Below are 14,843 nucleotides of genomic sequence, written 5' to 3' on the forward strand. Positions count from 1 at the left end.
TTTAATCTTGACTTTTTATGGGAGTAATCTATGAAAAAGAGTTTAAAAAAATCAATTTTGGCTTTGGCTGTTGCTATGGTTTCGACAGTGGTTTTTGCTCAGGACGCGCGTTCAATAGTCGATGCGGCATTGAACATTAAAAAACCTGCATATAACCATTCTATTATCGAAATGGATCTTATCAACAAAGCCGGCAATATTGAAGAGCATCGTATTATTGATGAGCTTGGGCGCCACAACGAAAAAACAGACACTTCTGACGTTGTAATGAATTTTAAGGTCAGCAACAACAAGTCAAATCAGGGAATTAAATTCTTGCAGATGGAAAACAAAGGCAAGGACGATGACAAGTGGATTTATATGCCTTCGCTCAAAACTACTCGCCGTGTAAATTCTTCTGAAGGAAGCAAATCTTTTACAGGAACTGACGCAAGCTACGACGATATGTCTACACGCGATCTTGACGATGATACTCATGAACTTTTGGCAGAAGAAAACAAAAACGGTTATGACTGCTGGAAAATTAAATCAACTCCAACAGCGGCAACTGTTGCAAAAGCTCAGTATCAGTATCGCATTCAGTGGATTGACAAAAAAACAAACGTTCCTGTTTATGCAGAAATGTATGACAAAAAAGACGGAAGCCTTTTGAAGGTTTTGACGGTTGATTCTATTGAAAATATTCAGGGATATACGATTACTACTTCGACAACCCTCAAGAACGTAAAATCTGGACATTCGACAAGAATTGCAGCCCAGAAAAATCCAAAGAGTCCGAACGGCTACAATATCATTCTTGACAAACCGATTCCAGACAATGTATTTACACAGAACTATTTGAATACAGCGAAATAATTGACTTAACTCCGTTGCAGCGGTTTCTTTGGTCCTGTTGTGGCGGAGTTTTTTTTATTTATAGGAATAGTTTATGAAAAAAATAAAATTTATCGGGCTTTTTACAGCCGCACTTTTTGCAGCAAGTTTTGTTTTTGCTGACGATTTTGATTTTGGCGATGATTTTGGAGGCGACTTTGGCGGAGATTTTGGCGATTCTTCCGCTTCTTTTGCCGGCGGCGCCCTCGAAGTAAACGGAGAAGCGCAGATTGATTTTCGCGCTTATTTTGATGATGAAGATGAATATGGACTTCCTGTTGGCGAGTGGAAAACCGACACAAATCCAAAAGGCAAAATCAATTTAAAATACTCAAATTCGGCAGTTTCTGCGGAAGCAAAATTCGCATTCAGCAAGGACGTTCTTGAAAATTACAGGGAAGATGTAATTGACGAGCTTACGCTTGAATCTTATCTTGGAAATTTTGTTGTTCAGGCAGGAAAAATGAAGGTTGTCTGGGGAAAAGGCGACAAACTGCATGCTGTAGACAATTTTAACGCGAACGACTACACGGATTTTATAATTCCTGACTACATTGACAGAAGAATTGCAGAACCGATGATTCGTGTGCTTTATAATGTTCCAAAAGACGTCGGCCCTTTCTCTTCGAGCAGATTTGAACTGGTTTGGACTCCAACAATGACGGCCGACCGCTATGCTTCGGGCGGAAGATGGGTGCCGGCGCAGGTTGCAAGCTTGAAAAGTAAGCTGACTGGTTTTGCAGAAACTTATATTAAAAATGTCGCTGCAACATCTCAGCTTGCCGCTGTAAAAATGCTCAGCAATTCCTCTTCTCTTGCGGACAATCTTTATCCTGACACAAACCAGCTCAAATATATGCAGGCTGGCGCGCGGTTCACGACCACAACCGGCTCTCTTGACTGGGGCTTGAGCTACTACGTTGGAAGAAACAAGCGCGCTTCTTTTGACTACAGCAAAATTGGAAGTTTCGTTTCGACTTATCTTGAAACAGGCGACGCAGACGATGACGACAAATTTATCGACTACGACTTTTTGCAGGTTTTCGGTCTTGAGGCTGCAAAAACTTTCGGAGCGTACAATTTCCGCGCAGAGGCGGCTTACAATCTCACAAAAGACACTGCCGGAGACGACCCGACGATTCAGAACAACTCGATTGCGTGGGTTGCAGGTTTTGACCGCGACCTGCCAATCAGCGAGCTTAACGTGAATATTCAGGGGCAGGGCAGGCACATTCTTCATCACGATAAAATCGATGACAACGAGTATGACACAGAAAACGGAACATTCACAAACGACATTAAAATCGTCCTGAATATTTCTGACAGCTGGAATCATGGAAAAGTAAAGCCTGAGGTGAGCGCAGTTTACGGTTTTCAGCATTATGACTTGATTGTAATGCCGAAAATCACTTGGTATGTTTCTGACGGACTTGAGTTCTGTGCAAAAGGAATGTATATGGCAAGCTACAAGAGCGACAAGACCGAATTTGAAGGCTGGCACAACAACGGCTTTGTTCAGTTGGGAGCAAAATACACGTTCTAATTTTTCGGGCAAGGGAGATAGTAGTGGCAGCGGAGCTGGTGCGCAGCACCGAAGGCGCGCAAGACGCCGTAGCCACGAATAGCCCGGTTTTTTGCGCAGCAAAAAATGACCCAAAATTAAAATTTAAAAATAAAAAATCCCCGAAGCTAAATGGCTTTTGGGGATTTTTTTACGCAGTTGTTTTGAAATTAGTCCTTTGCGCGTTCTACGAATGAACCGTCGCGTGTATCGATTACAATGCGGTCGTCTGTGTTGCAGAACAGAGGAACTTTTACTTCCATTCCTGTGTCGAGAGTTGCAGGTTTTGTTGATTTTCCAGAAGTGTCGCCTTTTACGCCTGGCTCGCAGTATGTGATTGTGCGTGTTACGTTTACTGGGAGAACAACGCCAACTGGTTTGTCGTTGTAGTAAGTAACAGAAACTTCGTAGTCGTCATCTGGAGAGATGTAGCCGGCATTGTCGCCAAGATAATCTTTGTCCAGCATGATGTCATCGTAAGTTTCCTGATCCATAAAGTGATATTCGTTGCCATCGATGTAAGAAAGTTTTACAGTTTTTTTAACAAGATCAACTTCCTCAAATTTTTCACCGGCATCAAGACCAAGCTGCATTGTTGAGCCTGTTACGATATTCTGAACGCGGAGGTTTGTAACCATGCCCTGGCGTCCGCCTTTCTGTCCGAGAAGTTTCTGAACAATAAGAGGGCTGCCTTCATACATAAAAGCTGTTCCGACTCTGATTTCGTTTGTCATTAACATAATATGTTACCTCAAAAAAATAAACGTTTATTCTATAATACTAGTGCTTATTGGACTTTTTTTCAACTACTGCAAGGTTTCAAGAAAGTTGAGCAGGTTTTTGGCAAAGTTGCCGTTTTGAAAAAGATTTTCAGAAAAATTTTCAAAAAAAGCCGTTAACTCGCCTTGTGCTGCTTTTTGAAAAAAATCATAAAGCGCATTTTCGTTCAATTTTGCATCTGGAGTGTTGTATTCATTCCAAAGAGTTGAAAGTTCGGTTTTTAAGTTTTTTCCGCAAACAAAGGGCAGCATTTTTTCTAAAAGGGCATTAACCTTTACAAGCTGGTAATTTTCGTCTTGAACGTATGCGTGCCAAAAAAAAGGTTTGCCGGAAAGACATGCCCTTGCAAGGCTTTCTTCGCCGCGGACAAAGTTAAAGTCGCTTGTGCAGAGAATTTTGTCCCATTCTTCCTGCGTTAAAAAAGGCAGTTGAACGAAATTCACCTTTTTTTCAGTCTGTTCCCAGGCTTTTTTTGCAAAAGGCAGGCTTTTTCCTGCGGCCGCAAGAACTTTTACGTTAAAGTCCGGATTTTTTTGTCTTTGTGTTTCCTGAATGCGGTTTAGAGAGTTAAAAATTTGAACAAACTCGCGTTCGTAAGAAAAAATTGTAACACAAAACTCATTTTTGTTTTTTGGAAGATTTTTCGATTCTTTTAAGGTTTTTAAAAACTGGCTGTCGATTAAAAGTCCTGCCGTTTTTTTTGTAAATCCCGGCATAAAAAACATTTTTTTTACATTTGGGCTTCTCGTATAGCACTTTAAAAGATGAAAGTCGTCGGCGTATTCTTCTGCTGTTAAGTATTCGATATTAAAAATATGGAAAATTTCTTTTACATTCTTGTCAAAAAGAATTTTTTCAAGCCAGTCTGGCCGTCCGCACTGAAAACATTCGAGAATAATTGGAAAAGGGTTTGAGCTGAATGTAAAATCTTCGCTTTGGTTCCAGTCTAAAATTTGCCATCTTGTGTTTTTGTAGTCGAAAAATTGAGATTTTTTGCCGGGCTCAATTTTTTTTGCCATTGAAGCAAAACTTTCCAATTCTGAACAGACGAGTGTAAGATTTAGAGAAGAATCGAGGTCGCTCAAGGCTTTTGCAAGCCTGTAGACAACTCCAATATCACCATAATTGTCTACAACCTTGCACAAAATCATTATATTTTTGTTTTGCATTTAAAATTTTATTCCAAAAGACAGGTTTGGAACTATTCGAATTTTTGAGCCTGTCCAAACCTGGCCTGTTGTTTTTAAGCGGTATGAATCGTCAAAGGCTGCATCGTTAAAGTCAGAAATGTGCATATCGAAATTAGCCGCCATAAACAATTGTGTCTTGTGGCGAGGTTTAAACGAAAGAGAAAATCTTACGGTAGGCACAACGTTGAATCGGTCATCTTTTTCTTCGATGTCGTCGGAATAAGCATAAAAAAGATTTGCAAAAATTTCTGTATCGAGAAGAATTTTGCTTACTAAAATGCTTTGATGTCCAATTCCCGGACTTGCCTCGAATGAGCGTCCTATTTTTGCGGCATTGTGTCCTAAAAGAAGCGAACCATATAATTTTGTTGAACCGGCATGGATTCCTGCGTTGAATGAACCGCTTGTTGAGGCAGAAAATTCCCCCATAAGCCTGAATTTTGAAACACTTTTTAGATTTCCCTTTTTACGGATTATATTTGCTTGCGGATTGCCGATTTTTTCAAAATCAATTTTTGTAAAGGCTGGGGTTAGAGTTTCTGAATTGCAGCTGTAAATTTTTGAGTTGTATGGATATAAAATTGTTTCTTCGGATTCTTCAATAAAAACTCCGGCTGCAGAATAATGCTGAACAGAAACTTTTAGCATTGTAGGAATTATGCTTTCCTTGCTTACCGCAATTTCGTAATTTCGATTTACTGGAAGTCCGAGTGCAACCTGCCCTTGAAGAAGAGAATTTGCCGCTAAGGGAAGCTCTACCTTTGAAAAATTAACTTTTCCGTCCAGAATAGTTGCTACAACCTTTCCGTCGCTATCAAAAACTGCATAGTCGCCGGCGCCTTTTAAGAGAAGAATGTCTGTTCCGACAGATGAATAAACATTTTCCTCATCTGTCGACATAATCCACGAAAGGTAAGTCTCCATTGCGTGCATATCGGCAAAGCAGTTGATTAAGTAATTTATATCAACATCAAAATTTTTATAGCACCATCGGGTTGCCGCCGCAAAAATTGCGCCTTGCTTTTCTGTCCTTGAATCAGATTTTTCTTCGACTTCATTTTCGGTTTTTGTTTCGTCTTTTTTTGGAAAAATTCTCCAGAATGCAGAAATTGCGCGGTCGTGAAGAGCCGTAATTCCATTGTAAAAAGTATAAACATTTTTGTTCAGCCTTGATAGAATTGAACTGCACTGAATCGGCAAAAACGGACCTGTCGTAAACGGACAGTAGTCGCGCAGCATAAATTTATTAAAGTATTTATTCATTGCTGGAATATATTCATCTTCGTATTTTTTGGGATCGGTATTCCAATTGTTTATTAAAACTTTTGTCTGACCGTATTTTTTGTATTTCCAGCTTTTGTAATTTGGCGGAACTGACGGAACAATATCTTCGGCATTTACAATGTTCCAGATAAAATCGTATTTTTTGTTATAAACGCTGTCATTTGTAGTAACATTTGGAGAAGCAAAAGTGTAGGTGTAGATGTAGTTTGTGTCAAAAAGCTCAGCGTCGCACAGTTGGGCGGAAAGAAGATTTGCAATTGCCGCTCCACGGGAGTGTCCTGTTATTAAAAGGCAGCTATCGTCTATGTCGATTTTATTTCTCAAAAGAAAGGCAATCAGCGCGTTTTCGACGAGTTTTGTGGTTTTCAAAAAACCTTCATGATATTCAGTTTCATTGCCAGTTTTGTCGGAAATGTTTACATTTGAAATCCATTCGTTTGCGTTGAGGGGAGTTCCGCGGATTACAATTATAATCAGATTTTTTTTTGAATTTGAACCGGTGATTTGTTTTGTCGCAAAACTAAAAGCCGCCTGGTCATTTCCCCAGACAGGATTGTCGTAATTGATAGAATAATGAAATTCAATCTGTTTTTCTGAAATTCCGAGGGCTTTGTAGCATTGAAGAATTAAATTTGAACTTTGCCCGATGTCGCTGTCTTCGTAAGAAACGGCGGAAAAAATTCCTGCAATACGCGCAATGTTATGGTTATAAAGAGTAGCAGGTTTTTCGCCGAACCATTTTTCATTCCAGTCTGCCGAAATCATTATTGGGCTTTCTTCGATTGTAACAAGACTTTTTACTGGAAAAGAAATTCTTTCTGCTTGAGAAAGCGCCGCCATTGTAAAAATGGCGGCTGTGCTGAGAGTTCTTTTTATTAAATTCATTTTTTCTTTTTCCTTAAAATTTAAAGCGGTGTTCCATTGGGTTCTGAATCGGTGTCAATTCCATCGAGAACCAGTTTGATTTTTTCAAAATTGCCGTTGCGGAAAACAGTAACGGTTACTGTGTCATTCGGTTTTTTTGATTCAAGCGCGCTCGTATAATCTGCGTAAGTGCGAATGTTTATTCCGTCGATTCCGGTGATTATGTCGCCGCCAAGATAAATTGTAGATGAATTAAAGCGGCTTCCGTATTGAACAGGCTTTGTTCCGCCCAAAATTCCTGCTTTCTCTGCGCTGCTGCCTTCTTTTACCTGGCTTACGAGAATTCCGTAATTGATTTTTAAGCCTGCATATTGCGCAATGCTTGAAGTCATCTGAACCGGAGAGATTTGAATTGTTCCGCGCCGGACTTTTCCATATTTCAAAAGATCGTTTACAACGCGCTGCGCCGTGCTTACAGGAACTGCAAAGCCAATTCCGGCAGATGAGCCTGAATTTGAAATTATCATTGTGTTTATGCCGACCATTCTTCCTCTTGTGTCTAAAAGCGGTCCCCCGGAATTTCCTGGATTGATTGCTGCATCGGTCTGAATCATATTTCTGATAATTACATTCGCGCTTTCCTGAATAGGTCTTCCCAGTCCGGAAATTATTCCTGTTGTCATTGTTCGTTCAAGGGCAAACGGGTTGCCGATTGCAATAACTTTCTGTCCAACTTTTAATTCGCTTGAATCTCCAAAATCGATTGTCTTAAGCTTTATGTTTTCCGGCGGATCAAATTTTAAAACTGCAATGTCGCTTTCAATATCTTTTCCAATGACAGTTCCTGGATAACTAGTTCCGTCTGCGAGCGATATATTGATTTTGTTTGCCTTGCTGATTACATGCACGTTCGTAACTACATATCCGCGTTTGTCGATTATTGAGCCTGAGCCTGAGCCTCCGTCCTGAACGACAGGCTCTAAAAACCAGTTGATTCCCATAACCTGCGTTGTAATGTTTACGACGGCTTCATTGCATTTTTCGTAAACAAAAATATTCTGTTCTTCGTCCTGCGTGTATTGAGAAACTGTAGAAGCGGCCGGCGTTGCAATATTTTTTTGAGGCAAAACTTCTTCTACAAATTCTGCTTTTTCGGAATTCTGCTGACTTTGAACGTTCTCGGTTTGTGTCTGGCCTGTTTTTTCAGAATTTTCAGACTTTAAGTTTTTTTGAATTGCAAAAACTGCCGCGCTGGCAAAAACAGCGCCTGCAAGAATTCCTGTTAATGTGTTTTTTATCATCTGCTGTTTTGAATATAATTTCATCTTTCGCCTCCAGTTTTTATAAAAGTATGGAAATTCCGGCTTCTGTTTTAAAATAAGCTTGATTCTCAAAAATTTGCGCGTTTGAGAGCAAATTTAAATTTAGAGAATTTAATGCAATCTTGAAGTCGAATCCAATATCAACCGCCCTTAAAAATTCGATTGAATTTGAGCTTCTGCCGTCGTTTTCGAGGGCAGTTGTTCCAAAAGAAGAATTCAGCGCGCTGTAAATTGCGAACGAAACTGTCCGGCCTTTTAATTGAAAGCAGACTCCGTTTCTTAATACTTTATCGTAATTGTTGTTTTTTGTGTTGAATGTAGAAGCTGCAAAAGTGAATTCTGATGAAATTCCTGCATAAAAGTTACTGAAGTCTAGTCCAAAAACAAGTCCGCCGCCAAGACCGCATCCGTTGTCCGCTCCGTAAGGCTCGAACGGTTTGTTTTTTGCTCCTCCAGCCCTTGCTAAAAATCCAAAATTCATATCAAAAGCAGTCTGTTTTTTTGAAGCAGTAAATTTCAAGGCTGAATTTATAAAAGGCGAAGCGCCTTCATGTCCTGCGTTTAACCCGGCTTTTGCTGAAAGTTCGACATTTTTTGAAAAAGAATAGGCAAAAAAAGTTGACAGCGGCGCGCAATAAAAATTTTTATTTTCAAAGGCGCAAATTACGCCGGCGTTTACACCGACACAGAATGTTTTTTCAGGAAAATTAAAGGCTGCCGGAAGAATTCCAATTCCAGAACCGCTTGCCGTAATTGAGGCTGAAGGAATTTTTATCGAGCTGTCTGCCGTAAAATCAACCGAAAATTTTTGTTCACCGGCTTCGAGTATTGCAGTGTAAGTTCCGTCTTGAATTTTTGTTCCGTTCTGTGCGCTTCCATCCCAAATTACATTTTGACTCCAGGTTGTAAAACTAGGCAAGTTTCGGCTTATGACAGAATTTCCAAAAGAATCCTTTATTGTTAAAGTTCCGTTTCCGAACGCAGTAACTTCAAAATTGAATTTTATCTGGCCTGCAGAACCTTTTAACGCCGGATTAAATTGTTCCTTGTTTGCCCTAAAATTCGAAACCGAAAATTGTGCTTCCTGAAGGCGTATTGTGACTATTTGATATGAATTTCTTGGAACGTAGATAGATGAAGATTCGCTCTTATAGCCGAATTTTTTTGCAGAAACCGTGTGGCTTCCTTCTTCCAGCTGAACAATGCTGCCGCTGATTTTTGAGTTGTCAACATAAATTAAGGTTTCTGGTTGAACTGCAATAAAATTTACTGTTCCTTCATATTTTTCAAGTTCTACATAAAAAACGCGTTCTTCGCCCTGCGGAACATTTATTCTGTAGAATTTTGGTTTATAGCCTGTTTTTTTTACGCGCAGATTATAGCGGCCAGCCGGAAGGTTGTTTACCGTTAAATTTGTGTGTCCTTCAAAATTACCGTTCAAAAAGACTTCTGCGTTCGGGACGTTTGATTTAACCGTGATTTTTGTTTTTTCTTTCTCGATTGCAGATTTTCTGTCGGATTTTAATAATTCCGGATAAGTTGAATACGCCTCGTCAAATTCAAATTTTTGCTGGACGGATTTGTCCTCGACAAAAATTCCAGAAGAAGATTCATTTTCGTTAGAAAATAAAACGCCTGCCGAAATTATAAAAATTGCTAAAATAGCAGTAAATCTTTGCAATGACATAAATTAACTAAACCCTTATTATAATTTACCCGATTATTCATAGGTCGGCAACAGACCATGTTCAAGAAAACTAAAGTAACTGTTTTTTGTTATAATTATGTGGTCGAGCAGGGGAAGCCCTAAAATTTCAGAGCCTAAGCACAGTCTTTTTGTCGTTTCTATGTCATCGTCAGAAGGCTCTGCGTGTCCGCCCGGATGATTGTGAGTCAAAATAATTCCAGAAGCGTTTTCTTTGACAGCTTCTCCGAAAATTTCAGACGGCTTTAAAACAGCCATGTTTTTTCCGCCAATGCACAGGACTCTGATCGTAAGGATTTCTTTTGCGCCGTTCACAGTTACCATTACAAAATGCTCCGCTTTTTGCATTGCATAGTGCTTTATGAACGGAATTACGTCCTGCGGCTGATTGACAACTGCCTGCGGATTTCTGTTGCGGCGTTTTCCAAATTCCAATGCCGCCAGAATTGCCAGAGCTTTGCTTGTGCCGACTCCTTCGATTGATTGCAGTTTTTCAAGCCAGTTTTCCGGATTGTGAGAGCAGATGACTTTTAAAATTTCTTCCGACATATACTCGATGGGCATTTTTTTTGTTCCTGACCCCAAGATAAGCATTATTAGCTCTTTGTCGTTTGGATAGGAAAGTCCATTTTTTAATGTCAGCCGTCTTAAATCAATTGGTTCCTTTAAATTGTTCATACTATATATATTGACTTGAAAATCAATATTTACCGATTTTTGGTGAATTTTTTTTATTTTTTTAATAGATTTTATTTGAAAAAGATGAAAACGTTTGCGAATTTTTCAATTATCTTCTTGTAATTTCTACGTTTTTCTATTATGATTTGGCTTCACGGTGCAGAGGGCACTTTTATTTTAACTGCGATTTTTAGGCCTTTTAGTGTATTTTAGAGGCTTTTTTGTCGCCTTTGGGATACATTTTATGAAAGACTCAATTTTTGATGCCGAAAAAACGGCAGATTATGGTGTCAGCTCAGCTGACAAAGCTCAGAAACTTCCAGAAAACTTGGAAATTTCAGAAAACAAAAATGACGAAGAACAGTCGGAAGAAATTTCTTTTGAAGACTTAGGACTTGATCAAAGAATTCTGGAAGCAATCGAAAAAAAAGGTTTTAAAACTCCTTCGCCGATTCAAGTTCTGGCAATTCCACGCCTTTTGAACGGCGACACAAACCTTATAGCAAAAGCAAGAACTGGAACTGGAAAAACCGCGGCTTTCGGGCTGCCGATTGTTCAGAATATTCACGAAGAAAGCGACCACGTGCGCGCTCTTGTGCTAGAACCGACCCGCGAGCTTGCAATTCAGACTTGTTCAGAAATGCAGAGCTTTACTTCTGGAAAATTTCCGCGCGTTACCGTTTTGTACGGCGGCGCTTCATATTCAACTCAGATTAGAGATTTAAAGCGCGGAACTGAAATTGTCGTTGGAACTCCAGGCAGAATTAAAGACCATCTTGAGCGCGGAACTTTAAAGCTCGACAAAATCGATTATTTTATTCTCGACGAAGGCGACGAAATGCTCGACATGGGTTTTGTCGATGACATTAAGTCGATTTTTGCGCAGGCAAACCCGGACAGCCGGATTTTGCTTTTTAGCGCAACTATGCCAAAACCGATTCTTCAGATTGCAGAAGAATTTATGGGCGAATACGACATTGTTCAGGAAGAAGGTTTTGTAGAAGAGCCTCTTTTGATTGACCAGAAATATTGGGTTGTAAGCGAACGCGACAAGATTGAAGCTCTTGTCCGCCTTATCGACATTTCGCCTGATTTTTATGGACTTGTTTTTACAATGACAAAAAACGATGCCGACATGGTGAGCCGGATGCTCGACGAAAGAGGTTACGAAGCGGCCGCTTTGCACGGCGATGTGCCTCAGGGACAGCGTGAAAAAATTCTTGCAAGATTTAGAAATAAAAAAACTCGTATTTTGGTTGCAACCGATGTAGCTGCCAGAGGAATCGATATTTCTGGCTTGAGCCACGTTGTAAACTATTCTCTTCCGTTTGACGCTGCAACTTATGTTCATAGAATCGGACGAACTGGCCGTGCTGGAACTTCTGGAATTGCAGTTACTTTTGTTCGCCCGGAAGAAAGACGCAAGCTTGAATTTCTAAGAAAGCGAATTCGCGCTGCGGCAAAAGGCGAAATGAAAGAAGAGCAGGTTCCTTCAATCGAAAATGTTCTCGAAGTAAAAAGAAGCCGAATTCTTGAAGAACTGAAAGAAAAAATCGGTTTAAAGGCAAAAAAAGAATTTGCGCCGGAACAGAAAGAAAAGCAGTTTGAAAACGACGAGATTGTTGCTTTTCCAGCAGGCGTTGAATCCGAAAAATCATCAGAAGGCGAAGAGCCTTCCTCTCAAAACGGCCAGATTTCTAATGAAAATAGCGAGCTGGACGAAACAAGAGAAGAATTTGTTCCTCAGCTTAAAAAAGTTGAAGACTTGTACAAAAAAATGGCAGAAGACTTGTGCGCAAACCAGAATGCAGCCGAAGTTCTTGCCGCTGTTTTGCAGGTTAATTACGGAAAGTCTCTCGACGAAAGCCATTATGGAAAAGTACAGAGCCAGAAAGGCGGAAGTTTTGCTTCTAATCCAGACCAAAAACGAATTTATGTTCAGCTCGGAAAAAGAGATGGCTATAATGCCCGCGCAATTGCCGAATATTTTAGCGATTTGTTAAATATTCCTGGACGCATGGTTGACAGGATCGACGTAAGCCAGAATTTCTCTCTTTTGAGCTTGCCAACAGGAAATGCGCTTCGTGCTCTTGAGCTTTCTAAAAGCCGCGCAAACTTGCCTCATATGCATCTTGATTCAAAAGAGGATGATAATTTTGGCGGAAGACGCCGCAGAGGCGGACGCGACAATGCCGAACGTTTTGAAGGACGCGGACGGCGTGGTTTTGGCTCAAGTCGTTATGATGTAGCCAAAAAAGACGGAGAAAGACGCGCTCAAGGACGAAGCCGCCGTGCAAATGACGGTTTTAAAAGCGAACACGGACGCGCCCGCGTGCACACTTCAACCCAGCGAAACGGGGCAAGTGCTTACAAAAAATCAAACAAAAAAGCAGAAAGATTCTAAAAATTCTGTTGAATGGCTGCGGAAATATTGATTTTTCAAATTCAAGGAGATGGCCAAAAAGAATCTTTTACGTCATTTTCGGACTAAATCTGAAAATCTAAATGTCATTGTCGTATCAAGTGCGGCAATGACATTTAGAACTTATTAGCCAGCCCCTTGGAAAAGACTTATGCAATCGAAACAGTTTCTACAAAAACACCTGTTCGCACAGTTTTGTTTATGCGTGTGCCTGAGCCGTATGCAGTCTTAATAATTAAACGGTAATTTCCTGCCGTGACGCTGTCTGGAATGTTGAACAGAATCTTTGTGTTTGTGTTGTCAACAATGTTTTCCATTCCCAGTGAAATCCATGAAGATGGATCAGGATCATAGATCCCTTCTTCCGTACATGAAGCAAGATACAGGCCGGTTTTTGCTTCATTGCCGGCAATCTTTAAGCGTTTGCCGGTAATGCGTGCAGAATAACCGATAGAAAGCTCTGTGCCGCTTTTTCTTGTGTGTATGTTGTACAAGGCAGAAAGAAGAGGCTCGTTTGTTGTGGAAATATCGGCACCGGCAGTTACATCTTTTACTGCTTCAATGGCAATATCGCTTGGAGTAAAAGAAAGCGTCATTTTAGGAATATCCTCAATATCCGGAGTTTCCGAGTCAATGCTTCCGTTTGGCTTGATATAGAGAACTCCCATTTCAAGAAGATCTACAGCTTTTCCGCTTTTAAGAAGCTCCAAAATGGCGTTTCTAAAAAGCCCTGCTGAATATAGCAAAGTTTCCCTGTCCAGAACTTTGTTATGTTCAAGGATTTTTGAAACAATGTTTCCAATAAAAGCCGTGTTTCGTTTTACCTTTGCAAAAGAAACATTCTTGTCCAAAACGGTGAGCGTGTGCATAGTAACGTTCACTGTATCTGATAGTTTATTTGATTTATCGTCCATATATATTACCTATAAAATTGAGATTTTTACAGAGCATAAAGCGCTGTTTTTGAAATATTGACCCCGGCGGTCATGCGTGATACTATAAAAACAACGAATTTATAAGTGTTCACGCATTTATACAAGCTGTAGATTTATTGGCGTAAATTTGCAGCTTTTTTTTATCTTTCCGCACCGGATAAAGCAGAAAGACTTTCAATGTCTGTTTTCAGTTTTCTCCCTCCATTGCAAGTTCTAATAATTCTCTTTCATACTGAGTATAACGGCTGTCCGAAAACCTAAGCCACTTTTGATAACGGCTAAAGGCATTTTCTGCAAGCGAGACTGTTACCCAAAATTTATCCATCAGTTCATGCAGATATTCAAAATTGAAATGATGGATAAGCGGAGCCGGTGCAAGAAAATAGCACGCAAAGAAATTTGCCTCCGCTTCATTCTCTTCATCATGAATAAGATGGCGCAGCCGAATATGGCCAATTTCATGAAAAATTGTTGAACGGATACGGGCTTTGTCTTTTGACGGATTGTAAAAAATCTCATAGTGGTTGTCGATTTTTGCCACTATTCCATCTTCGCTTGCTCTTATAACGCATGCAAGCGCCTGCTCAGTAAACCGATTGTATGATTTCAATGCGATTTTAAGCTGATTGCAGACATCTTTAGCATTTACAGGAAATTTTGTAATATGCAGCTCCTTGTACAGTTCTACAACTTCTTCTTTGATTTCCTCGTACCGTTCGTCAGAAAGTCTCAATATCATCCTCCGATGAGTCAGAAAGAAGAGCGGTTATAATCTCTTTCTTTTGCTCGTTTGTTAAAAGTTTTGAATTGCGGGCCAAAAGGAGCTTTATCCGCGGAAATTCCGTTGAAAAATCGGATTCATCTTCTTTTCCGAGAATTTCATCAACGGTTACTCCAAGCACATTCGCAATTTTTACTAGAACTTTTGGTCCTGGCTCTCTTGCATTGCCCAGATAACGCGACACAGAAGCCTCTGTAGATTCGATAGCCTGCGCAAACTCCTTTTGATTTAAATTTTTTGCCTTCATTAGGCGGGCGATTCTTTCGCCCATTGACTCTGCCATTGCCATTGCCCCCTTTTGTTCTTACCATAATGATAATTCAGCTTTCCAGACAAGTCAAGTGTTTTGGAAAGAAAAATTACCAAAATTGTAATTTTTTTTATTGGAGACAGGTTGTCTCAAGGGACGCGAGATAGTCTGCAACACTAAACGGAGATAGTTTGTAAC

Annotated in this window: 12 protein-coding genes; 3 read left to right on the top strand and 9 right to left on the bottom strand. The window is 40.1% G+C overall.

Annotated elements, in window-relative coordinates; all coding sequences use genetic code 11:
- Window positions 1-30 precede the first annotated feature (30 nt).
- Both B4N75_RS00855 and B4N75_RS00860 read left to right on the top strand, forming a co-directional pair.
- On the top strand, window positions 31-855 hold the full coding sequence (locus tag B4N75_RS00855) for an outer membrane lipoprotein-sorting protein (RefSeq protein ID WP_296023974.1): 825 nt from the start codon (window positions 31-33) through the stop codon (window positions 853-855).
- 73 nt (window positions 856-928) lie between these two features.
- On the top strand, window positions 929-2,416 hold the full coding sequence (locus tag B4N75_RS00860; RefSeq protein ID WP_296668444.1) for a hypothetical protein: 1,488 nt from the start codon (window positions 929-931) through the stop codon (window positions 2,414-2,416).
- A gap of 188 nt (window positions 2,417-2,604) precedes the next feature.
- Here the strand turns inward: B4N75_RS00860 and efp are convergent, their stop codons facing one another.
- The 6 genes from efp to B4N75_RS00890 all read right to left on the bottom strand — a co-directional run bounded on the left by efp (window position 2,605) and on the right by B4N75_RS00890 (window position 10,257).
- Window positions 2,605-3,174: an elongation factor P gene (efp, locus tag B4N75_RS00865; protein WP_078930679.1), complete on the bottom strand. Its 570-nt coding sequence runs from the start codon at window positions 3,172-3,174 to the stop codon at window positions 2,605-2,607.
- A gap of 66 nt (window positions 3,175-3,240) precedes the next feature.
- Complete coding sequence (gene earP, locus B4N75_RS00870; RefSeq protein WP_296668447.1) at window positions 3,241-4,383, bottom strand: elongation factor P maturation arginine rhamnosyltransferase EarP; 1,143 nt, start codon at window positions 4,381-4,383, stop codon at window positions 3,241-3,243.
- Window positions 4,384-6,573, bottom strand: a complete 2,190-nt coding sequence (locus tag B4N75_RS00875) for a lipase family protein (protein WP_296023957.1) — start codon at window positions 6,571-6,573, stop codon at window positions 4,384-4,386. It abuts the gene before it with no gap.
- Window positions 6,574-6,593: 20 nt separating this feature from the next.
- Entirely contained in the window at window positions 6,594-7,877 is a 1,284-nt protein-coding gene (locus tag B4N75_RS00880; RefSeq protein WP_296693436.1) for a S1C family serine protease, read from the bottom strand.
- 16 nt (window positions 7,878-7,893) lie between these two features.
- A complete protein-coding gene (locus B4N75_RS00885; protein ID WP_296706337.1) occupies window positions 7,894-9,561 on the bottom strand; it encodes a PEGA domain-containing protein in 1,668 nt (555 codons plus the stop codon).
- Window positions 9,562-9,594: 33 nt separating this feature from the next.
- Window positions 9,595-10,257, bottom strand: coding sequence for a JAB domain-containing protein (locus B4N75_RS00890; RefSeq protein WP_296668454.1), 663 nt, complete (start codon window positions 10,255-10,257; stop codon window positions 9,595-9,597).
- 244 nt (window positions 10,258-10,501) lie between these two features.
- On the opposite strand from B4N75_RS00890, the gene B4N75_RS00895 reads away from it, so the two are divergent.
- Window positions 10,502-12,661: a DEAD/DEAH box helicase gene (locus tag B4N75_RS00895; RefSeq protein WP_296668457.1), complete on the top strand. Its 2,160-nt coding sequence runs from the start codon at window positions 10,502-10,504 to the stop codon at window positions 12,659-12,661.
- 167 nt (window positions 12,662-12,828) lie between these two features.
- Here the strand turns inward: B4N75_RS00895 and B4N75_RS00900 are convergent, their stop codons facing one another.
- The 3 genes from B4N75_RS00900 to B4N75_RS00910 all read right to left on the bottom strand — a co-directional run bounded on the left by B4N75_RS00900 (window position 12,829) and on the right by B4N75_RS00910 (window position 14,678).
- Window positions 12,829-13,593, bottom strand: a complete 765-nt coding sequence (locus B4N75_RS00900) for a DUF4469 domain-containing protein (RefSeq protein ID WP_296706338.1) — start codon at window positions 13,591-13,593, stop codon at window positions 12,829-12,831.
- Between the two features lie 208 nt (window positions 13,594-13,801).
- On the bottom strand, window positions 13,802-14,347 hold the full coding sequence (locus B4N75_RS00905) for an ImmA/IrrE family metallo-endopeptidase (RefSeq protein WP_296668461.1): 546 nt from the start codon (window positions 14,345-14,347) through the stop codon (window positions 13,802-13,804).
- The gene (locus tag B4N75_RS00910) at window positions 14,334-14,678 is read right to left on the bottom strand and encodes a helix-turn-helix domain-containing protein (RefSeq protein WP_296023946.1); all 345 of its coding nucleotides are present in this window, start codon (window positions 14,676-14,678) and stop codon (window positions 14,334-14,336) included. The genes B4N75_RS00905 and B4N75_RS00910 overlap by 14 nt, the downstream gene beginning before the upstream one ends.
- Window positions 14,679-14,843 lie beyond the last annotated feature (165 nt).

The sequence above is a fragment of the Treponema sp. UBA7570 genome (genome assembly GCA_002477955.1).
In the GTDB taxonomy this organism is placed as follows: domain Bacteria; phylum Spirochaetota; class Spirochaetia; order Treponematales; family Treponemataceae; genus Treponema_D.

Excerpts from the sequence above, each read along its gene's own strand:
- B4N75_RS00885 (WP_296706337.1), bottom strand. The coding sequence starts at position 9,561 with ATGTCATTGCAAAGATTTACTGCTATTTTAGCAATTTTTATAATTTCG.
- B4N75_RS00875 (WP_296023957.1), bottom strand. The coding sequence starts at position 6,573 with ATGAATTTAATAAAAAGAACTCTCAGCACAGCCGCCATTTTTACAATG.
- B4N75_RS00880 (WP_296693436.1), bottom strand. The coding sequence starts at position 7,877 with ATGAAATTATATTCAAAACAGCAGATGATAAAAAACACATTAACAGGA.
- B4N75_RS00910 (WP_296023946.1), bottom strand. The coding sequence starts at position 14,678 with ATGGCAGAGTCAATGGGCGAAAGAATCGCCCGCCTAATGAAGGCAAAA.
- earP (WP_296668447.1), bottom strand. The coding sequence starts at position 4,383 with ATGCAAAACAAAAATATAATGATTTTGTGCAAGGTTGTAGACAATTAT.
- B4N75_RS00895 (WP_296668457.1), top strand. The coding sequence starts at position 10,502 with ATGAAAGACTCAATTTTTGATGCCGAAAAAACGGCAGATTATGGTGTC.
- B4N75_RS00860 (WP_296668444.1), top strand. The coding sequence starts at position 929 with ATGAAAAAAATAAAATTTATCGGGCTTTTTACAGCCGCACTTTTTGCA.
- B4N75_RS00855 (WP_296023974.1), top strand. The coding sequence starts at position 31 with ATGAAAAAGAGTTTAAAAAAATCAATTTTGGCTTTGGCTGTTGCTATG.
- B4N75_RS00900 (WP_296706338.1), bottom strand. The coding sequence starts at position 13,593 with ATGGACGATAAATCAAATAAACTATCAGATACAGTGAACGTTACTATG.
- efp (WP_078930679.1), bottom strand. The coding sequence starts at position 3,174 with ATGTTAATGACAAACGAAATCAGAGTCGGAACAGCTTTTATGTATGAA.
- B4N75_RS00890 (WP_296668454.1), bottom strand. The coding sequence starts at position 10,257 with ATGAACAATTTAAAGGAACCAATTGATTTAAGACGGCTGACATTAAAA.